Raw genomic sequence first — 19,223 nt, 5'->3', positions numbered from 1 at the left:
ATTCGGCCTAAGGGAAGACCGGCCGGCCGAGGAGGCCGGAGAAGTTGGGACGGAACCGGGCCGTGTCGTAGTGCGCGGCCACGTCGACGGTGCGCGCGCCCAGGGCCGGGTCGGGCAGATCGGTGTGGGAGTAGAGGCCGTCCTTGAGGCAGATCATCCGGCCGCTCATCCCCCGCGCGATGAGGTCGACGGACAACGTGCCGAAGGTGTTCGCGACGATCTTGTCGATGGCGTCGGGGCTGCCGCTTCGCAGGTCGTAGGTCAGCTCCTGGTGACGGGTCGGGAGCCCCGTCCGCCGTGTGATCGCGTCGGCCAGGGCCTCGCCGACGTTGGCTTTCTTGCGGTGGCCGTACGCGTCCGGCGGACCGAGCTCGTCGAGCCGCCCCCCCTGCCAGATCGCCCCTTCCGAAATCAGCACCAGTGCGTAGTGGTTCTCGTTCTGCTCGTAGTCCCTCTGCACCAGGCGGCAGAGGGCCTCGAGGTCGAACGCGTGCTCCGGGATGGCGCAGCGGAGATCGGAGATCGCCATGGCGGTCCCGAGGGCCGTGAAGCCGGCGTTCCGGCCGAAGATGCGGAACACGCCGATCGTCTCGTTCGATCCGAGGTGGGTCCGCTGGCGGTTGATGAACTGGTCCGCGCGCGTCAGCGCGGTCTTGTAGCCGATGGCGTATTCCGTCCCGCGTACGTCGTTGTCCATCGTCTTCGGGATTCCGACGACCGGAAAGCCGCGCGCGCCCAGCGTGTGGGCGTACCCCAGGGTGTCGTCCCCGCCGATCGCGACCAGCCACTCGATACCGGCGCGCCGGAGATTCCCGATCACCTCGTCGGTGACGTCGAAGAGATCGTCCCGGCCCTCGACCCTCGGAAGTCCGGCGCGCCGGGCGGCGAGGCCCGGGGGGAGGTCCTTCAGGCCCATCCGGTCGGGGCGGGTGCGCGACGTGTGGAGAAAGGTCCCGCCGAAGCGATCGACCGTCCGGACCTTTTCGTCGGTCAGGGGCAGGACGGAGCCGGACGCGGCGTCGCCCATCTGCACCGCCCCCATCCAGCCGCGCAGGATGCCGGTCACGTCGGCGTCGTCGCCACCGTGGCGGATCCACCCCCGGTCCTTCGCGGCCCGGTAGATCGACTTGATGGCGGCGTTGAGGCCCGGAACATCCCCCCCGCCGGTCAGGACCCCGACATGCATGCGGCGCGCCTCCTCCTCGTGGAATCGGATCGGCCCGGGCCGATCGGTTCAATCCACCAGAAGCGGGGCGGGCGGCGGCGTGCGGACCTCCGCCGGCCGGACGAGCCGGGCGGCGGAGGCGCCTCGGCCCGCGACCCCCAGTTTCTGATACAGCGTCCCGAACTTGGCCTGCAGCGTCTCCCGCAGCGCCGCCCGCACCGTCTCGGGCAGGCCCCAGGTCTCGGCCTTGAACGGTCCCCAGGCGTTCTTGCGTGTCTTGTAGCGAAACTGCTCGTCGGTCATCCCCGCCTTCCGTTCCGCCGCGCAGTGGGCTTCGACCCAGGCGTACATCTCCCCCTTCAGGTCCCGGGGGAACTCCGGATGATCGAGCGCGATGTTCTGGAACTCCGTCGCCAGGTGCACCTCCGCCGCACCATGCTTCGGGAACTCCCCGAACGCCTCCGCGGGGAGGGTGCTGGCGCCGTGCTGGACCGCCCCCGCCATTCCGTACTCGCGCCGGGCGATGTCGGACAGGGCGCGCAGGCAGGCGAAATCGATCGCCACCTTCGCGACCGATCCGTCCGGGAGCGGCACGCCGCCGTGCGTCGTGCCGGTCTGGATCGAGACCTTGCTGATTCCGGGGAGCGTCCCGTCGCGCCGCGACAGCTCGGTCCCGAGACCATCCATGAAGGCCCGAAGCTCCTCGGGCGTCGAGTTCTTTCCGCCGACCTCTCCAATCTCCCCACCCACCGAGACGACGACCCCGGGCGGCTGCCGCTTTCGCACCCAGGCGGTCAGCTCGGCCTGGGTCTCGTAGTTGTCGCGCTGCTGCTCCGGGATCGGGCCGCGATCGAGCGCCACGACCGTCGAGGCATCGATGTCGATGTTGTAGAACCCCGCGGCGATCGCGTCCGCGATCAGGTCGCGCAGGGCGCCGACCTCGTCCTCGCGCGCGGCCCCGCCGGCCTGGAACCTCTTCGCGTTGACCTGGAAATGGTCCCCCTGGATGAACAGGGGGCCCCGAAACCCTTCGCGCAGGGCGGCCGCCAGGATCACCGTGGCGTATTCCTGGGGCGTCTGGGCGGCGTAGCGCATCTCGGAGCGGGCCAGCTCGAACACCACGGGGCCGGCCTCCAGGTCGAGCAGCGAACGCAAGGCCGCCCGTGCCATGTCGTACGCCATGCCGCGCAGGTTCAGGGCCGGCGTCGTGAAACCGTCCGTCTCGCCGCGGCCCATCGCCTCGTACAGCGTCTGGATCGAGGCCGGCAGGATCCCCTGGATCCGCGCCAGCTCCCGGATGAGCCAGCGGGCCGCGGCCGACTCGGCCTCGCTCCCGAACACGGCCGCGCGCACCAGCCGATCGGTCGCCTCCCCCCTCAGATCCGCAGGCCGGAGGAGCTCGACGTCCCCGTCCCCGGAGACCGTGAAAGTCGGCCGGAACGCCTGGAGCAAGCCACCCGCGCCGGCACCATTCATCCTGGGATCATCTCCGCCAGCCGCGCCGCCAGGTCCACCACGCGGTGCGAGTAGCCCCACTCGTTGTCGTACCACGCCAGCACACGCATCTCCCTGGGGCCGATCCGGGAGGTCGACAGGGCGTCGAAGATCGAGCTGTGGGGGTTGCCGATGATGTCCGAGGAGACGATCGGCTCCTCGCAGTATTCGAGGACGCGCCCGAGCGCACCTCGCGCCGCCTCGCGGACGGCGCCGTTCACCTCGTCGGCCGTCGCCTCGCGTCCGAGCCTGACAATGAGATCGACGACCGACCCGTCCGGCACGGGGACCCGGATCGCCAGCCCGTCCAGCTTCCCCTTCAGCTGGGGGAGCACCTTCCCCACCGCGCGCGCCGCCCCCGTGGAAGTCGGGATCAGGTTGCGGGCCGCGGCGCGCGCCCGGCGGAAGTCCTTGTGCGCCACGTCGGCGAGTCGCTGATCGTTGGTGTAGGCGTGCACCGTGGTCATGAACCCGTGCTCGATGCCGAACCGTTCGTCCAGGACCTTGGCCACGGGCGCCAGGCAATTGGTCGTGCAGGAGGCGTTGGAGACGATGTGGTGCGCGGGAGTCAGGACGTGGTCGTTCACTCCCAGCACGACGATGGCGTCCACGTCGTCCTTGGGCGGCACGGTCAGGATGACCTTCTTGGCGCCGGCCTTGAGGTGCAGATCGAGACGGGCCCGCTCCCGCAGAACACCGGTCGCCTCGATCACGATGTCCGCGCCGGCGGCCCCCCAGGGCACGCGGGCTGGATCCCGCTCGGCCGTCAGCGGGATGCGACGCCCCGCGACGATCAGGGCGTCCTTCTCGAAGGCGATCGGCTTCTCGAACGTCCCCATCACCGTGTCGTAGTGCAGCAGGTAGGCGAGGGCCTTGGGCGCGAACAGGTCGTTGATCGCCACGATCTGCATGTCCTGACGATCGTCGACGATCCGGAAGATCGTGCGGCCGATCCGGCCGAAGCCGTTGATGCCGATCCGGATCGTCATGAGCGCTTCCCCGCGTCGATCTCCCGCAGGCGGCGGACCAGGTCGAGGACCCGGTGCGAGTAGCCCCAGCCGTTGTTGAACCAGGCGATCACCTTGACGAGGTGGTCCCCCAGGACCATCGTGGCCAGCGAGTCGAAGATCGAGGAATGCGGGCTCCCCTGCACGTCGCTCGACACGATCGGGTCCTCGCTGAACTCCACGATCCCCTTGTAGGAACCGGCCGCGGCGGTCCGCACCGCCTCGTTGACCCCTTCGCGCGTGACCGCGCGCCCCGTCCAGAGCGTCATGTCCACCAGCGATCCGTCCGGCAGAGGGACGCGCAGGGCGGACGCGTGGAGCCGCCCGGCCAGCTGCGGCAGGACCTCTTCGAGAACGGCGGCGGCGTTGGTCTCGGACGGCACGATGTTCTCCGCGGCGGCGCGCGACAGCCGCAGGTCCTCCGCCGGGACGTCCGCCAGGCGCTGGGTGCTGGTGTAGGCGTGCACCACGGTCAGGTGGGCCCGGTCGACCCCCCAGGCGTCGTGCAGCATCAGCAAGAGGGGCGCGGCGCAGTGCGCCGTGCAGGAGGCGTTGCTCACGATGCGGTGCTCCGGGCGGAGACGGTCGTGGTTGACGCCATAGACAACCGAGATGTCGGGCCGCTCGTGCGGCGGCACGCACAGGATCACGCGGCGGGCGCCGGCCGCAAGGTGGGCCTCGATCTCGGCGCGCGAGCGGTCGCGCCCGGTCGCCTCGACGACGTAGTCCACGCCCAGGTCCCCCCAGCGCGCGGACCCGGCGTCCTTCCCCGAGAGCATCGGGATCTCCCTCCCCCGGGTGTACAGGCGGCCGTTCTTCCAGGTGACCAGGTCCGGGAAGCGTCCCAGGATCGTGTCGTACCTCAGGAGATAGACGAGGGCCTCGGGGTCGGCGATGTCGGACACGGCGCCGATCCGGATGTCGTCGCTCATGTATAGAAGGCGGAACAGGTTGCGGCCGATGCGGCCGAATCCCGACAGTCCGAGGGTGACAGGCATCTCTCCGGTCAGCCCTGGAGGTGAATGGCCAGGGCCTCGCGCCAGGCGGCGCGGGCGGGGACCGTTTCGAGGTCGACGACCGGGGAGCCGGAGGCGGCGATCGTCAGGCGCTGTCCGCCGACGCGGCCGATCGATTGGACCGGCACTCCGGCCGCGGCGGCCGCATGCTCCAGGCGGGCCCGGCAATCGGGGGGTGTCGTGACGACGATGCGGGTGGGGGCCTCGCCGAACAGGATCTCGTCCAGGCGGCCCTTCCCCTCCAGCGAGATCGTGGCCCCCACGGCCCCGTTCGGTCCGGTGATGCACGATTCGAGCAGCGCCACGGCCAGACCGCCTTCCGAACAGTCGTGGGCGGAGGCCACCAGCCCCGCGTCACGCGCCGTCCGAACGAGATCGTGCAGGGCCCTCTCCTTCCCGAGGTCGACCGGATGCGGACGGCCCGCCTCGATGCCGTGCAGGAGCGCCAGGTATTCGCTTCCGCCCAGGGTCCCTTCCGCTCCGCCGAGGAGCAGGACGAGGTCCCCCTCCTTCTTGAACCACTGGGTGATCGCCCCCTTCACGTCGACCAGGAAGCCGACCATGGCGATCGTCGGAGTCGGATGGATCCCTTTCCCCTCGGTCTCGTTGTAGAACGACACGTTCCCCCCGACGATCGGCGCGTCGAAGGCCCGGCAGGCGTCGGCGATGCCGTCGATCGCCTGCTCGAACTGCCACATCACCTCCGGCCGCTCCGGATTGCCGAAGTTCAGGCAATCGGTCGTACCGATGGGGACCGCGCCGGCGCAGGCCAGGTTGCGCGCCGCCTCCGCCACCGCCAGCCGCGCCCCCGCGGCCGGGTCGAGGTGGCAGTAGCGCGCGTTGCAGTCGACCGTCAGGGCCAGGGCGTACCTCGTCCCCTTCAGCCGGATGACCGCGGCGTCCGATCCCGGCCGCACCACCGTGTTGCTGCGGACCATGTGGTCGTACTCCGAGTACACCTCCTCGCGGCTGCACAGGTTCAGCGAGGTGGACAGGGTCTGGAGCGCCTGCGTGCCTTCGGACAGGTCCTTGATCGAGCCGAGAGCCAGATCCGCCAGCCCGTCCTGCCAGGCCGGGCGGGCGCTCGGCCGCCGGTAGCGGGGCGCGTCCTCGACCAGGGCGTCCGCCGGCACGTCGGCCACCGTCCGTCCCTTGAAGTGGATCCGCACCCGCCCGGTCTCCGTGACCCGGCCGACGACCGAGGCGTCCAGGTCCCACTTGTGGAACACCTCGCGCACCTTCGCTTCAGTCTGGCCCGTGGCCACCAGGAGCATCCTCTCCTGCGACTCCGACAGCATGATCTCGTACGGCGTCATCCCCTCCTCGCGCAGGGGGACCTTGTCGAGGTCGATCTCCATGCCGGTGCCCGCGCGCGCCGCCATCTCCACGGTCGAGCAGGTCAGCCCGGCCGCTCCCATGTCCTGGATGCCGACGACCAGGCCCGGCGCCTTCATCACCTCGAGGCAGGCCTCGAGCAGGAGCTTTTCTGTGAACGGGTCCCCCACCTGCACGGTGGGGCGCTTCGACTCGGAGGTCGTGTCGAACTCGGACGAGGCCAGAAGCGACGCGCCGTGAATCCCGTCGCGCCCCGTCTTCGAGCCGACGTAGATCACCGGGTTGCCCGGCCCCGACGCGATCCCCCTGTGGATCTTGTCGCGCCTGATGATCCCCAGGCTGAAGACGTTCACCAGGATGTTGCCGTTGTACGACGGATGGAAGTAGATCTCCCCTCCGACCGTCGGCACGCCGATGCTGTTGCCGTATCCGGCGATGCCGGAGACCACCCCCGAGACCAGGTAGCGCGTGCGCGGGTGGTCGAGGGCGCCGAAGCGCAGCGAGTTGAGCGATGCGATCGGCCGCGCCCCCATGGTGAAGATGTCGCGCAGGATGCCCCCCACGCCGGTCGCCGCCCCCTGGTACGGCTCGACGTACGACGGGTGGTTGTGGCTCTCCATCTTGAAGACGGCGGCGATCCCCTCGCCGATCTCCACGATCCCGGCGTTCTCGCCCGGACCCTGGATCAGGCGGGGCCCTTCGGTCGGAAGCCGCTTCAGATGGACCCGGCTGCTCTTGTACGAGCAGTGCTCCGACCACATGACCGAGAAGATGCCGAGCTCGGTGTAGGACGGCGTGCGGCCCAGCGCTCCGGACGCCCGGTCGTATTCCTCGGGCGTCATGCCGTGCGCCACGGCGAGATCGCGCGTGACCCGGGGCTCCTCGTTCATCCCTTGGTCATCCCTTCCGATTCCCGAACAGGCTCGCGTCGCGCTCGGCGCGCGCCTTCTTCTCGACCTTGTCGATGCAGCAGTTCTTGAACTTCTCGCCGCTCTCGCAGGGGCAGGGATCGTTCCTCCCCACGCCCGAGTAGTCGACCCGGGGCCCCCCCGCCAGGATCTTCTTCAGCTTCTTCAGCACTCACGCCTCCTCGATCGGGTGATCGAGCCCGGCCGAACGCTCGGACACACTCCTAGATCCGCTGCCGGCGCGCCTGCTCCCAGGCGGCCACGATCGAATCGAAAATCCGGCGCCCCTGGGCGTTCCCCAGGACCTCTTCGGCGCAGCGGTCGGGATGCGGCATCAACCCGAGGACGTTGCCGCGCGCGTTGCAGATGCCGGCGATGCCGCGCAGCGACCCGTTCGGGTTCGACGCGGCGGACACTTCACCGCTGGCGTCGCAGTAGCGGAACACCACCTGCCGTTTCTCCTCGAGCTCCTTCAGGGCCTCTTCCGGCGCGTAGTAGCACCCTTCGCCGTGGCCGATGGGGATCCTCAGGACGGTCCCCTGTCGGATGCGCGCCGTGTAGGGCGTGTCCTGGCGTTCCGTCCGGAGGAAAACGTCCCGGCAGATGTACTTCAGCCCGGCGTTCCGCATCAGCGCCCCCGGGAGCAGGCCGGCCTCGGTCAGGACCTGGAAGCCGTTGCAGATGCCGAAGACCAGGCCGCCCCGCGCCGCGAACGCCTCGATCGGCTTCATGATCGGCGAGAAGCGGGCGATCGCCCCGGTGCGCAGGTAGTCGCCGTGCGCGAACCCGCCGGGCAGGACCACGCAGTCGATGCCGCTGAAGGCGGCGTCCTTGTGCCACAGGAACGCCGCCTCGTGGCCCAGGACGTGCTTGGCCACGTGATAGACATCGTGGTCGCAATTGGAGCCGGGGAAGACGACGATCCCGAACTTCACCGGTTCCCCTCGCTACTCCTCATAGATCTCGAAGCGATAGTCCTCGATGACCGTGTTCGCGAGGAGCTTCTCGCACATCGACTTGAGGCGTTGTTCGGCTTCGCGGCGGGGCAGGCCGCCCAGGGTGACCTCCATGCACTTCCCGACGCGGACGTCGGTCACTTCGCGATAGCCGAGCTGATGGAGCGACGAGCAGACCGTCTTGCCCTGGGGATCCAGCACTCCCCGCTTGAGGGTGACGTAGACGCGCGCTTTCAAGAATGGGCCTCCGGAGCGCCGAAGCAAGCGAAAGGATAGCACAGGGGGCGGGTCGCTGCCATGAACGGCGGAGGGGGCGTGCGCTGCGAGGGGCCGCCGTCCGGACTGTGACTGCGGTCACCGAGAAATTTTGCGTGCTGGCACGATTTTCCCTTGACGAAAGGCGAAATACGGGGAGACTTAGGGAGCCGTATTGCTGAGTCCACATTCAATAGTCCATGCCCAGGGCGTTTCTTGCCCTGGCCTATTCACGTTCAGAGGGAGGGCCGCAGATGAAGAGATTCGTCCGTGTAGGGACCGCCCTGTTGTTCCTGGTCGCCGCGATGCTGGGGCAGACGCCCCAGGCCGTCGGGTCCGCCAGCGAAGGGCTGGTCGACGCTTCCGGGCTGGCCGTGGGTCCCAACGTGCTCGTGGACCAGGTCAAGCCCCTGCTTTACGCGTCCAAGGGAGAGGTCGAAGTCGTTATTGGCCTTGTGGATGCGCCGCTGTCGGTGAAGCACGGCCGCAACTTCAAGAAGGTCGGAGGCGCGCTGAGCCCGTCCGAGCAGAGAGCGTACCTGCGTGAACTGAAAGGGAAGCAGGATGCGCTGATGGGACGGATCCGCGCCCTCGGCGGCCGCGAGCTGGGGCGCGTCAGCAAGGCGGATAACGCCATCGCCGTCGCGGTCGACGCATCGAGGCTTCGGGCCATCGCGGAGCTGCCCGGCATCCGGTCGATCCGCCCCCTTCTGAACTTCCAGCTCGATCTCAGCGAGACGGTGCCGTACATCGGCGCGGCGGCGGTCCAGGCCGCGGGGGTCGACGGAACGGGCGTCCGGGTCGCGGTCCTGGATTCGGGGATCGACTACACGCACGCCTTCTTCGGCGGCCCCGGGACGGCGGCGGCCTACACCGATGCCTACGGCACGACGACCTCCGATCCGCGCAACACCACGACGGACGGTCTGTTCCCGACGGCGAAGGTCATCGGCGGGACCGACTTCGTGGGCGAAGTGTGGCCCACGCCGGACCCCGCTCGCTGCGGCCTGAACCCCGACGGCACGCCCAGGGCCTGCCTCGTCGGCGACCCCGACCCGATCGACTGCGGGCCAGCGGCCATCCCCGCCCCCTGCGCCGGCAGCCACGGCAGCCACGTCGCCGACATCATCGGCGGCAACAATGGTGGATCCCACAAGGGGGTTGCTCCGGGGGCCAGCCTGTACGCCGTGAAGGTCTGCAGCAGCGTGTCGACCTCCTGCAGCGGTCTTGCCATGCTCATGGGGATGGATTTTGCCCTCGATCCTGATGGCGATGGCGATATGTCCGACGCCGTGGACGTGCTGAACATGTCGATCGGCTCCCCCTACGGACAGGCGGAGGACGACACGTCCGAGGCGGCGGCCAACGTGGTGCGCGCCGGAGTCGTGGTGGCCTGCTCGGCGGGCAACAGCGCCGACCGGCCGTACATCACCGGCTCCCCGGGGTCGGCCCCCGAGGTGATCGGCACGGCGCAGACCCAGGTCCCGAGCGCCACCGTCTTCCCGCTGGTGATCAATTCGCCGGCGAACATCGCCGGGACCTATCCGAACACCGCGACCGTGGACTGGGCCCCGATTGGCGCCGGCTTCACGAGCGTGCCCGTGGCCTTCGTCGGCCGTGGCTGCCCCGTCGGGTCGCCGGCCCCCGTGCCCGTTGGCGGAGATCCCTATCTCGCCGATCCGGCCGGCAAGGTCGCGCTGATCGATCGCGGGGCGTGCAACATCAGCCTCAAGGTCGACCGGGCCGCGAAAGCGGGTGCCGTCGGCGTGCTGATCGGCCTCGTCGCGGCGGGAGACGCGGTCTCCTTCTCCTTCGGCGGAGGGGACACGTTCGTGCCGACGCTGGTGATCACGCAGGCCACGTCCAACCTGATCAAGGCGAACATCACCGCGCCGGTCGTCGTCACCGTGTCACCCGCGAACACCTTTTCGCTCGCGGGGAGCATGGTGAGCTCCTCGTCGCGCGGTCCCAACGTCAGCCAGCAGGCGATCAAGCCGGACATCGGGGCGCCCGGCGCCTCCGTCTCGTGCGAGGCCGGCTCGGGAACGGGCGCATCGGTCTTCGGCGGGACCTCCGGGGCTTCTCCGATGGTTGCGGGATCGGCGGCCCTCCTGCTCCAGAAGTACCCGACGCGCACCCCGCTCGAGATCAAGTCGGTGCTGATGAACACCGCCGAGCGGAACGTCCTGATCAACCCGGCCACCCAGCCCGGCGTCCTGGCGCCGATCACCCGGATCGGCGGCGGCGAGGTGCGCGTGAACCGGGCGGCCGACAGCACGACGGCGGCCTGGGACGACGGCGGAACCGGCGGCAGCCTGTCGTTCGGCTACCTGCAGGCCAGCTCGTCCAAGGATCTCAACAAGACGGTGCGGGTGCGCAATTACGCTGGCACCGCGCGCACGTACTCGATCACGCCCTCGTTCCGTTACGCGGACGACGCGGCGGGCGGTGCGGTGACCCTGAGCGCCCCTGCGAGCATCGTCGTGCCGGGGAACGGCAGCGCCACCTTCAAGGTGAAGCTGAGCGTCGATCCCACCAAGCTGCCCGTCTGGACGCTCAACGGCGGCAGCCGGGGCGGCGACGGCTTCAGGCTGCAGGGGGTCGAGTTCGACGGCTACATCGACATCGCCGATGCGACCGACGGCGCCCACCTGGCCTGGCACATCCTGCCGCACCGCTCGGCGGGCGTGACGCCCGCGGCCCACGATGTCACGCTCGTCGGCGGCACGGGGACCCTCGGGCTGAGCAACGCAACGGGCGTCGTCGACGGGCGCCTCGACGTCTTCTCATTGCTGGGGACGAGCGGCAAGATTCCCAATCCGTTCCTGCCCAATCCCGGGGAGAACTTCGAGATCGTCGATCTGAGAGCGGTCGGGGCGCGTCTCGTCGGGATCGGCGGGGGGGCTTTCGGCGTGCAGTTCGCGATCAACACCTTCGGAACGCGGGCGCATCCGAACTACCCGGCCGAGTTCGACGTGTACATCGACAACAACCGTGACGGGAACCCGGACTTCGTCGTGTTCAACCGCGAGAACGGCACCTTCGCCTCCTCCGGGCAGAACGTCACGGCCGTGTTCAACATCGCCACGGGGGCCACGTCGATCTTCTTCTTCACCGACGCCGACCTCGACTCGGGGAACGCCATCCTGACGGCGCCTCTCGCGAACCTCGGGCTCACCCCGGGAACGCAGTTCGACGCCTCGTTCTACGCCTTCGACAACTACTTCACGGGCGCCCTGACCGACGCCATCGAGGGCAAGACGCTGACGCTCGGAACCCCGCGCTTCGTCGGATCGGGCGTTCCCGCGGCCGGCGTTCCGGCCGGCGGCAGCAGCACGCTCACCATCGACGCCATTCCCGGCGGCGATGTGGCGTCGCCGTCGCAGACCGGACTGTTGCTGATGCTGCGGGACTCGAAGTCCGAGCGCGAAGCAGCCATCATCATGGTGCACTGAAGGCGGGGCGGGAGCGGCACCGGGGCCGTCGGGCCCCGGGCCGCCCCCGCAACGCCCTGGTTGTGATCAGGTTCTTGTCTGAATGAGGCCGGCGGCCTCCGTCACGGACACTCGGTGACGAAGGCCGCCGGCCTGATTTTCAGTAGCCGGCCGGGCTGAACGACGCCCCGGCTCCCCCGCAGACTCCACCCACGCAGGTTTCGCCCGCGGCGCACCGGCTGCGGCACATGCCGTCCACGCACTCCTCGCAGGCGTCCGGGCTGCACAGGCTGTGACAGGCGCCCCCCGCGCAGCGCTGGCAAGCGCCGCAGGTGTCCCGGCAGCCCTGCGGCGTGCAGGTCTGGCACACCGGATCGCAGAACGGCTTGCACACTCCCGACTGGCAGCTCAGACACTGGTCGCGATCGCAGGAGTCCAAGCACAGCCCGCCGAGACAGGTCTCGCAGGCGGCGCAGGAGCTGACGCAGGTGCCGCCTGGCCCGCAGACGAGACACTGGGTCTCGTCGCAGGTCCCCTGGCAGACGCCGCCCACGCAGGTCTGGCATGGGGCCGCGTCGCAAGGAGCGCATGTTCCGTTGAGACACGCCTGGCAGGAACCGCAGCGTGTCTGGCAGGTCCCGTTGACGCAGTCCTCGCAGGCGCCGCACCGGCTCCGGCACGCGCCCCCCACGCAGCTCTCGCACAGGGCGGCGTTGCAACCGAGGGCGCCGTCATCGGAGATGCCGTTGCAGTCGTCGTCCGCCCCATTGCACGTCTCGGGCGGCTCGACCGCCGCGGCGCTGTGCACCCGGTAGAAGACGGTCCCCGGGGGCGCAAGGTCGAACCACGTGCGCTCGTCGGTGACCCCCAGCGAGCCGCCGGCATCGCAGACCGCCTTCGGATCGGCCGACCTGAAGATCTCGAAGGTCGGCAGTCCCCCGGTCCACTCGAGCGTCACGTCGGAAGGACCGGGGCCGTGCCTCAGGCTGAGGTCGATCTCCGTCGAGGTCGTCTGGGGTAGGACCGGCAGGGGCATCCAGGCGAGCAGCGCGATGGCCATCCCCGCCCCTCGCTTCGTCGCTCGCATTTCCCCCCCGGCCTCCTGATCTGTGCGGATGCGGGGGGAATATACGCAGATCCGGGCGGCGTGCTACAGCGATGTTCGGAGCGGAATCGACGGAAGGAGGCGCGCGTCGACCTCCGCGCGCCCCCTCCGCAGAACGGCTCAGCGCCCCTTCTTCGAACCTTCGGTCTTCTGGCAGACCGCCTCGATGTTGTTGCCGTCGGGGTCCAGGACGAACGCCGCGTAGTAGCTCGGCCCGTAGCTCTCGCGGATCCCGGGACGCCCGTTGTCCCGCCCCCCCGCGTCCAGCGCCGCCTTGTGGAAGGCGTCGACCCCCGCCCGATCGGCGGAGGCGAACGCCAGGTGCAGCGCGGGCTCGTGCGGCTGGCCCTGCGCGATCCAGAGCGCCGATTTGTCCTCCGCCCCGAACCCCGCGCCCCCGTCGGACTCGTCGATCACCTTGTACCCCAGGGGGGCGAGGGCCCGCTGGAAGAACCTGCGGCTTCTGGCACCGTCCTTCACCTTCAGCGAAACGTGGTCGTACATCTCGGCTCCTCCTCTCGAATCCGGTATGCTGTAAGGCTTATACGCCAGCGGGGAGGCGCGGATCTTGGCGAAAATTGCGGTCGATCTGGAGAAGGCGCTGGCTCGACGGATGCTCGAGGGGTGTCCCGGCCGCACCACGACACGGTGGCTCGCCCAGGGAGAGGGCTGGGGGGTGGGGGACGTGATCTGCACGTTCGGCCCCCCTGATCGACCGTTCGAGGAGCGGCGCGCGAGTGTCGCCATCGCCCTGGTGACCGCCGGCACGTTCCAGTACCGCTCGGCGGGGGGTCGCGAGCTGATGACCCCCGGATCGCTCATGCTGGGGAACGCCGGTCAGTCCTTCGAGTGCGCTCACGAGCACGGCCCGGGGGACCGCTGCCTGTCGTTCCACTACGACCCGGACTACTTCGAGAGTCTCGCGATGGATGCCGCCGGCGGGTCCCTTGCGCCGCGGGCCTGCGGCGTGCGGCCGGGGTTCCGCGCCCTGCGGCTGCCCCCCCTGCGCCCGATGTCGCCGCTCGTGGCGCGGGCCCAGGCCGGCCTGACCGGAATGGTGAACGTCTCGTGGGAGGAGCTGAGTGTCGAGATGGCCGCGCGGACGGTGCAGCTCGCCGCCGGCTTCACTCCCTCGACGCGCGACGTCTCCCCCGCGGCGACAGCGCGGGTGACCCGGGCCGTGCGCCGGATCGAGCGCGATCCCGGCGACGGCCTGTCGCTCGCGGCGCTGGCGCGTGAGGCGCGCCTGAGCCCGTACCACTTCCTGCGCACCTTCCAGCGGCTGACCGGCGTGACGCCTCACCGCTATGTCCTGCGCATGCGCCTGCGGGAGGCCGCGACGCGGCTGGCGGCCGAGCCCGTGCGAGTCGTCGACGCCGCCTTCGATTCCGGCTTCGGCGATGTCTCGAACTTCAATCACGCCTTCCGCGCCGAATTCGGCGCCAGCCCGCGCGGATTCCGTCGGACCTCCCGGATGTCGCGGAGTGTGTAGAACCGCGATCACCTGCCACACCGGCTCCGGCCCCTCGACGCCGCGCGGCCGGCGTCAGGACCTGAACGCGCCATCCTTGAGCATCTCGCGCACGGCGTGGTGGGCGGGCAGGCCGTTGACGCCGCCGCCCGCGTGGGTGGCCGACGACGCCTGGTACAGACCGCGGATCGGAGTGCGATAGTCGGCGTAGCCGACGGCGGGGCGCAGGTGGAAGAGCTGATCGACGGTCAGCTCGCCGTGGAAAATGTTGCCGCCGAGGATGTGGTACTCGTGCTCCATGTCGTACGGGCCGATGATCTGCCGGTGCAGGATCGATCCCTTGAAGTTCGGCGCCACCCGGTTGAAGCGGTCGATCAGCCGGTCGGCGTAGGCCTCGAGCTCGGCGCGGTGCGGCTCGCGGCTCCAGGTCTCCGGCACCCACTGGGTGAACATCGACATGATGTGGCGCCCCGGGGGCGCCAGGGTCGTGTCGAATACCGTCGGGATCTCGCAGTCCGAGAACGGCCGCGCCGCCGGCCTGCCGGCGCGCGCGTCCTGGAAGGCGCGCTCGAGATAGTCGATGTCGTCGAGGATGGAGATCGCGCCGCCATGCACGTCCGGATTGAAGCCGGGATTGGCGGTGAACTCCGGAAGCTCCGCCAGCGCCAGATTGATCTTCACGGTCCCCGAGCGCGACCGCCAGTTCTCGATGTCGGAGACAAATTCGGACGGCAGCTCCTTCTTCTCGATCTGTCGAAGAAACGTGATCTGCGGGTGGCAGGTGGTGACCGCGAGCGGGGCCGTGATCTCCTCGCCCCCCTGGATCACCACCCCGGTGACACGGCCCCCCTGGATCAGGACCTTCTCCACGGGAGCGTTGACCCGGACCTCGGCGCCGAACCCCTCCGCGGCGCGCCGGATCGCGTCGGCCACGGCTCCCATCCCCCCTTCCGGCATCCCCCACGAGGCCACCTGCCCCTCGGTCTCCTGGCCGGTCGAGTGGTGCATCAGCACATAGGCGGTGCCGGTGGCGAACGGCCCGGCCCAGGTCCCGATGATGCCGTTGATCGACAGCATCCCCTTGACGACGGGGCTCTCGAACCAGCGGTCGAGCAGGTCGGCGCAGCTCATGGTGAACAGGCGCGTGATGTCGGCGACCGTCCGCTCGTCGATCGCGCCACGCTTCTTGAGGGACCAGGCCAGCTTCGCCACGTCCTTGATGTCCTTGAGCTTGAGCGAGCCGAGATGCGGCGGCGTGTGGTCGAGCATCGGGTGCATGATCGAGGCAATGCGCCCGATCCACTCGTAGTAAGGGCCGATCCGCTCGCCGTCTTTCTTGGAGAACTGGCCGTACGAGGTGTAGGTCGCCGGGTTGGTGCCGCTGTCGATGATCGAGCGGCCGTCGGGGTGCGGCAGGTATCCCATCCCGAGCGGGTTGATCTTGTAGCCGTGCTTCCTCAGCCCGAGATCGTTGACGATGTAGGGCGGCATCAGGCTCATCGTGTACGACAGCGTCGTGACCTTGAACTCGGGGGCCTCGGGCCACGGCTGCGACGTGTCCGCCGCGCCGCCGGTCTTGTGCCTCGCCTCCAGGACGACGACCTTCCTGCCGTACTTGGCGAGGTAGGCCGCGGCGACCAGTCCGTTGTGACCGCCGCCGATGACGACGGCGTCGTATCTGTTGCCAGGCATGCGACTCCCCTTCTCCCGGAAACGAGTGATGCGCGCGCAGATTCTACGTCGGCGGCCTCACCCGCGACCGCAGATTCTCCGGCGCGGCTCTCCAGGTGAAACGCCCCGCGTTGGGTCGCTACGCGCCTCCGGTTGCATCCCCCGGGAGCGGGTTGATGCCCTCGCGCGATGGAAGTCATTTGTCGAAGAAGCAGGTCGTGTGAGACGCTAGGAACCGTTGAACAGGGAGGATTGACCTCATGCAACTCGGCCTGATCGGCCTCGGCCGCATGGGCGGCCACATGGCCAGGCGGCTCATCGACGCCGGCCATGCTGTTGTGGCGTACGACGCCGACCCCGCGCATCTCGAGGAAGCCCGGACGATCGGCGCGGTGGTCGCCGGTTCGCCCGCGGACCTGGTCAAGGCGCTCCCGGCGCCGCGGGCGGTGTGGATCATGCTCCCGCACGGGACGCCCACCGTCCAGACCATCGAAACGCTCACCGGCCTCCTCTCCGCCGGAGATCTCATCATCGACGGCGGCAACTCGCATTATCTGGGCTCCATCGCCGCCGCCGCACAGTGCTCGAGACGCGGGATCGACTTCATCGACGCGGGGGTCAGCGGTGGAGTGTGGGGGCTCGCCGAGGGTTATTGCATCATGGCGGGCGGCCCGCCGGCGGCCGTGTCCCGGCTGGCTCCCGTCCTGACAGCCCTCACCCAGCCCGGAGGGTTCGCGCACGTCGGGCCGGTCGGCGCGGGTCACTTCGTCAAGATGATTCATAACGCGATCGAATACGGCATGCTCCAGGCGCTGGGCGAAGGCTTCGAGTGCCTGGAGCGATCCGAGTTCGGCATCGACCTCCGCAAGGTCGCGGCTCTCTGGCAGCACGGGTCCGTCGTGCGCTCCTGGCTGCTCGAACTCATGGACAAGGCCTTTGCGGAGGATGGAGCCCGGCTGGAGCACATCGCCCCCGTTCTGGAGGACTCGGGAACCGGGCGCTGGACCATCGAGTATGCCGTCGGAAGGGCGATCCCGATTCCCGCGATCACCGACTCGGTCTACGCCCGCTTCTCCAGCCGCGACATCGGCGGGTTCTCCGCCCGGGTGATCGCGGCCCTCAGGAAGCAGTTTGGAGGTCACGCGGTGAAGCGTGCCTGAAGCGTCGCACCGCCCGCTCGAGGTCCAGTGCGCCGGCATCGATTCCGGCACGCCGCCCGAGCCGAGCATCGCGGTGATCTTCGGCGCCGGCGGCGATCTGTCGCGGCGCGAGCTGATTCCATCCCTGTATCAGCTCTTTCGCGAGCACCTGCTGCCCGATCCGTTCGCCGTGATCGGATTCTCCCGAAGAGCCTGGAGCGACGAGGAGTTCAGAACCCGGATGCGGGAGGCCTTCGGTCCCGGCCCGCCGGACCCCGCCGTCTGGGCCGCCTTTGCCCGCCTCCTGCACTTCACGTCTGGAGACTTCGCCGACCCGGCATCCTTCGATCGGCTCGCACAGCGCATCGCCGAGGTCCGGGCCGAACACGGCACGCCCGACAACGTGTTCTTCCACCTCGCCGCGCAGTCCGAGTACTTCGGTCCCATCGTCGAGCAGCTGGCGCAATGCGGCCTGCACCGGGGCGATGGCTGGCGCCGCCTCGTCGTCGAGAAGCCGTTCGGCGCCGATCGGACCTCGGCCCGCGAGCTCGATCGGCGCCTGCGCGCGGTCTTTCCCGAAGAGTCGATCTACCGGATCGATCACTTCCTCGGCAAGGAGACGGTGCAGAACATGCTGGTGTTCCGCTTCGCCAATCCGAGCTTCGAGCCCATCTGGAACCGCAACTACATCGATCACGTGCAGATCACCGTGGCGGAGGAGATCGGCATCGGGACCCGTGCGGCGTTCTATGAGAAGGCCGGGGTCGTGCGGGACATGCTGCAGAACCACCTGCTTCAGCTCCTCTGCATGACGGCGATGGAGCCACCGGTCCACTACGACGGGGCCTCCCTGCGGGACGAGACACTGAAGGTCCTGCGCTCGATGCGGCCGGTGGACCCCGACCGGGACGCCGTTCGCGGACAGTACGGGCCGGGTGCGATTCGTGCCGAGCCGGTGCCGGGCTACCGGCAGGAACAAGGCATCGGGCGGGACTCCCCGACGCCGACCTACGTCGGGGCCCGTGTGTTTCTCGACAACTGGCGCTGGGAGGGAGTCCCCTTTTTTCTCCGCACCGGGAAGCGGATGGAACGGAAGCTGACCGAGATCTGCATCCAGTTCAAGCCCACGCCTCACCTCATGTTCCCGGTCGACCCCGCGCGGCTCCAGGGCAACCTGCTGGTCTTCCGGCTGGCGCCACAGGAGGGCATCATCCAGGTCTTCGCCGCGAAACGGCCCGGGCCCGATCTCACCATGTGCCCGGTCCGGATGAATTTTCTCTACTCCACGGCATTCGAGCTCGAGGATGCGCCGCGGGCCTATGCCTGGCTGCTGCGCGAGGTGATGCAGGGCGATCAGACGCTCTTCGCCCGGGCCGACTGGATCGACCAGGCCTGGGCGATCGTGGATCCCATTCACGAGCGGTGGGAGTCCATGCCGCTCACGAAGGACCTCATTTACCCGTCGGGCTCGTGGGGTCCACCGGCCGCCGATCGGCTGATCGAGGGAAGCGGGCGGGCATGGCGACAGATTTGAGCCGCGATCCCGGACTTCCCTGCAATCCGATCGTGGTGGCGCCGGAGGAGTTCGCCGGGACCGCGGCGGACCATGTTGCCCGGAGTCTCCACGCGGCGGCCCTGGAACGGGAGCGGATCGGCCTCGCCCTGTCGGGCGGGACGGGGCCCCGTCCGGTTTACGAGGCGCTGGCGCGAATCCCCGGGCTGCCCTGGGGCATGGTGGAGATCTATTTCGCGGACGAACGGGCCGTTCCGCCCGATCAGGCTGAAAGCAATTTCCGACTGGTCAAGGAGTCGCTCCTGGATCGTCTCCCTGCGCCCCCCGCCGCGATCCACCGGATGGAAGGGGAGCGACCCGATGTCGCCGGTGCCGCGGCGGACTACGAGCGGCTCCTTCCGCCCCGGCTCGACGTCCTGGTGCTGGGAATCGGGGCGGACGGACACACGGCCTCGCTCTTTCCCCAGGATCCCGCCGTGCGCGAAGACCGGCGAAGAGTGCTGGCGGTGCGGGCGCCGGTGCCTCCGGAGTGGCGCATCACCGTGACGCCCCCGGTCATCGGAGCCGCCCGGACCCGTCTCGTGCTGGCGGCTGGGGAGGGCAAGGCGCGTGCGGTCGCGCGAGCCTGCGCCGGCCCCTGGGGCCTTCTTGCCTGCCCGGCCCAGCTCGCACGGAACGCGACCTGGATCGTGGACGAGCCCGCGGCCTCGCGGCTCCACCTCGGAGATGCGTGAAGCGGACGGTCGCTGAGGGA

Annotated in this window: 16 protein-coding genes; 5 read left to right on the top strand and 11 right to left on the bottom strand. The window is 69.3% G+C overall.

All coding sequences use genetic code 11. The features are described 5' to 3' along the window. Positions 1-7: 7 nt before the first annotated feature. Genes VGV60_09680 through purS form a run of 8 tightly spaced genes read right to left on the bottom strand, consistent with a single transcriptional unit; the run spans position 8 to position 8,118 of the window. Positions 8-1,186 carry a 6-phosphofructokinase gene (locus VGV60_09680; protein HEV8701525.1) on the bottom strand — a complete coding sequence of 393 codons (1,179 nt, stop codon included), beginning with the start codon at positions 1,184-1,186 and terminating at the stop codon, positions 8-10. A gap of 48 nt (positions 1,187-1,234) precedes the next feature. Then, positions 1,235-2,641 carry a class II fructose-bisphosphate aldolase gene (locus VGV60_09675; GenBank protein HEV8701524.1) on the bottom strand — a complete coding sequence of 469 codons (1,407 nt, stop codon included), beginning with the start codon at positions 2,639-2,641 and terminating at the stop codon, positions 1,235-1,237. After that, positions 2,638-3,648 carry a type I glyceraldehyde-3-phosphate dehydrogenase gene (gene gap / locus VGV60_09670; protein ID HEV8701523.1) on the bottom strand — a complete coding sequence of 337 codons (1,011 nt, stop codon included), beginning with the start codon at positions 3,646-3,648 and terminating at the stop codon, positions 2,638-2,640. Before gap ends, VGV60_09675 begins: the two co-directional genes overlap by 4 nt. Further along, on the bottom strand, positions 3,645-4,664 hold the full coding sequence (locus VGV60_09665; protein HEV8701522.1) for a glyceraldehyde 3-phosphate dehydrogenase NAD-binding domain-containing protein: 1,020 nt from the start codon (positions 4,662-4,664) through the stop codon (positions 3,645-3,647). Before VGV60_09665 ends, gap begins: the two co-directional genes overlap by 4 nt. 8 nt (positions 4,665-4,672) lie before the next feature. Continuing rightward, on the bottom strand, positions 4,673-6,907 hold the full coding sequence (gene purL, locus VGV60_09660; protein HEV8701521.1) for a phosphoribosylformylglycinamidine synthase subunit PurL: 2,235 nt from the start codon (positions 6,905-6,907) through the stop codon (positions 4,673-4,675). Between the two features lie 7 nt (positions 6,908-6,914). Next, positions 6,915-7,097: an SEC-C metal-binding domain-containing protein gene (locus VGV60_09655; protein HEV8701520.1), complete on the bottom strand. Its 183-nt coding sequence runs from the start codon at positions 7,095-7,097 to the stop codon at positions 6,915-6,917. Positions 7,098-7,149: 52 nt separating this feature from the next. Then, positions 7,150-7,860 carry a phosphoribosylformylglycinamidine synthase subunit PurQ gene (gene purQ / locus VGV60_09650; GenBank protein ID HEV8701519.1) on the bottom strand — a complete coding sequence of 237 codons (711 nt, stop codon included), beginning with the start codon at positions 7,858-7,860 and terminating at the stop codon, positions 7,150-7,152. A 12-nt stretch (positions 7,861-7,872) separates the two neighbouring features. After that, entirely contained in the window at positions 7,873-8,118 is a 246-nt protein-coding gene (purS, locus tag VGV60_09645) for a phosphoribosylformylglycinamidine synthase subunit PurS (protein HEV8701518.1), read from the bottom strand. Positions 8,119-8,390: 272 nt separating this feature from the next. Between purS and VGV60_09640 the strand changes: the two genes are divergently transcribed. Beyond that, positions 8,391-11,591 carry a S8 family serine peptidase gene (locus VGV60_09640; GenBank protein HEV8701517.1) on the top strand — a complete coding sequence of 1,067 codons (3,201 nt, stop codon included), beginning with the start codon at positions 8,391-8,393 and terminating at the stop codon, positions 11,589-11,591. Positions 11,592-11,730: 139 nt separating this feature from the next. Here VGV60_09640 and VGV60_09635 read toward each other — a convergent pair whose 3' ends face one another. Continuing rightward, on the bottom strand, positions 11,731-12,657 hold the full coding sequence (locus tag VGV60_09635; protein ID HEV8701516.1) for a hypothetical protein: 927 nt from the start codon (positions 12,655-12,657) through the stop codon (positions 11,731-11,733). Positions 12,658-12,795: 138 nt separating this feature from the next. Then, on the bottom strand, positions 12,796-13,179 hold the full coding sequence (locus tag VGV60_09630) for a VOC family protein (GenBank protein ID HEV8701515.1): 384 nt from the start codon (positions 13,177-13,179) through the stop codon (positions 12,796-12,798). Between the two features lie 64 nt (positions 13,180-13,243). Between VGV60_09630 and VGV60_09625 the strand changes: the two genes are divergently transcribed. Then, positions 13,244-14,167 carry an AraC family transcriptional regulator gene (locus tag VGV60_09625; protein ID HEV8701514.1) on the top strand — a complete coding sequence of 308 codons (924 nt, stop codon included), beginning with the start codon at positions 13,244-13,246 and terminating at the stop codon, positions 14,165-14,167. Between the two features lie 54 nt (positions 14,168-14,221). On the opposite strand, the gene VGV60_09620 is transcribed toward VGV60_09625, so the two are convergent. Further along, complete coding sequence (locus VGV60_09620; protein ID HEV8701513.1) at positions 14,222-15,838, bottom strand: NAD(P)/FAD-dependent oxidoreductase; 1,617 nt, start codon at positions 15,836-15,838, stop codon at positions 14,222-14,224. 239 nt (positions 15,839-16,077) lie between these two features. Between VGV60_09620 and gnd the strand changes: the two genes are divergently transcribed. From gnd to pgl, 3 genes are read left to right on the top strand one after another with little or no spacing between them, the layout of a single operon-like run. Continuing rightward, the gene (gene gnd / locus VGV60_09615) at positions 16,078-16,977 is read left to right on the top strand and encodes a decarboxylating 6-phosphogluconate dehydrogenase (protein ID HEV8701512.1); all 900 of its coding nucleotides are present in this window, start codon (positions 16,078-16,080) and stop codon (positions 16,975-16,977) included. Next, positions 16,970-18,490: a glucose-6-phosphate dehydrogenase gene (gene zwf / locus VGV60_09610; GenBank protein HEV8701511.1), complete on the top strand. Its 1,521-nt coding sequence runs from the start codon at positions 16,970-16,972 to the stop codon at positions 18,488-18,490. Before gnd ends, zwf begins: the two co-directional genes overlap by 8 nt. Then, entirely contained in the window at positions 18,475-19,203 is a 729-nt protein-coding gene (gene pgl / locus VGV60_09605) for a 6-phosphogluconolactonase (protein HEV8701510.1), read from the top strand. The genes zwf and pgl overlap by 16 nt, the downstream gene beginning before the upstream one ends. Positions 19,204-19,223 lie beyond the last annotated feature (20 nt).

It is taken from the genome of Candidatus Polarisedimenticolia bacterium (assembly GCA_036001465.1).
Classification (GTDB): domain Bacteria; phylum Acidobacteriota; class Polarisedimenticolia; order Gp22-AA2; family Gp22-AA2; genus Gp22-AA3.
This window is presented reverse-complemented; position numbering and strand designations above follow the sequence as displayed.

Excerpts from the sequence above, each read along its gene's own strand:
- pgl (HEV8701510.1), top strand. The coding sequence starts at position 18,475 with ATGGCGACAGATTTGAGCCGCGATCCCGGACTTCCCTGCAATCCGATC.
- VGV60_09640 (HEV8701517.1), top strand. The coding sequence starts at position 8,391 with ATGAAGAGATTCGTCCGTGTAGGGACCGCCCTGTTGTTCCTGGTCGCC.
- VGV60_09635 (HEV8701516.1), bottom strand. The coding sequence starts at position 12,657 with ATGCGAGCGACGAAGCGAGGGGCGGGGATGGCCATCGCGCTGCTCGCC.
- VGV60_09630 (HEV8701515.1), bottom strand. The coding sequence starts at position 13,179 with ATGTACGACCACGTTTCGCTGAAGGTGAAGGACGGTGCCAGAAGCCGC.
- gnd (HEV8701512.1), top strand. The coding sequence starts at position 16,078 with ATGCAACTCGGCCTGATCGGCCTCGGCCGCATGGGCGGCCACATGGCC.
- VGV60_09675 (HEV8701524.1), bottom strand. The coding sequence starts at position 2,641 with ATGAATGGTGCCGGCGCGGGTGGCTTGCTCCAGGCGTTCCGGCCGACT.
- VGV60_09665 (HEV8701522.1), bottom strand. The coding sequence starts at position 4,664 with ATGCCTGTCACCCTCGGACTGTCGGGATTCGGCCGCATCGGCCGCAAC.
- purL (HEV8701521.1), bottom strand. The coding sequence starts at position 6,907 with ATGAACGAGGAGCCCCGGGTCACGCGCGATCTCGCCGTGGCGCACGGC.
- VGV60_09620 (HEV8701513.1), bottom strand. The coding sequence starts at position 15,838 with ATGCCTGGCAACAGATACGACGCCGTCGTCATCGGCGGCGGTCACAAC.
- VGV60_09680 (HEV8701525.1), bottom strand. The coding sequence starts at position 1,186 with ATGCATGTCGGGGTCCTGACCGGCGGGGGGGATGTTCCGGGCCTCAAC.
- gap (HEV8701523.1), bottom strand. The coding sequence starts at position 3,648 with ATGACGATCCGGATCGGCATCAACGGCTTCGGCCGGATCGGCCGCACG.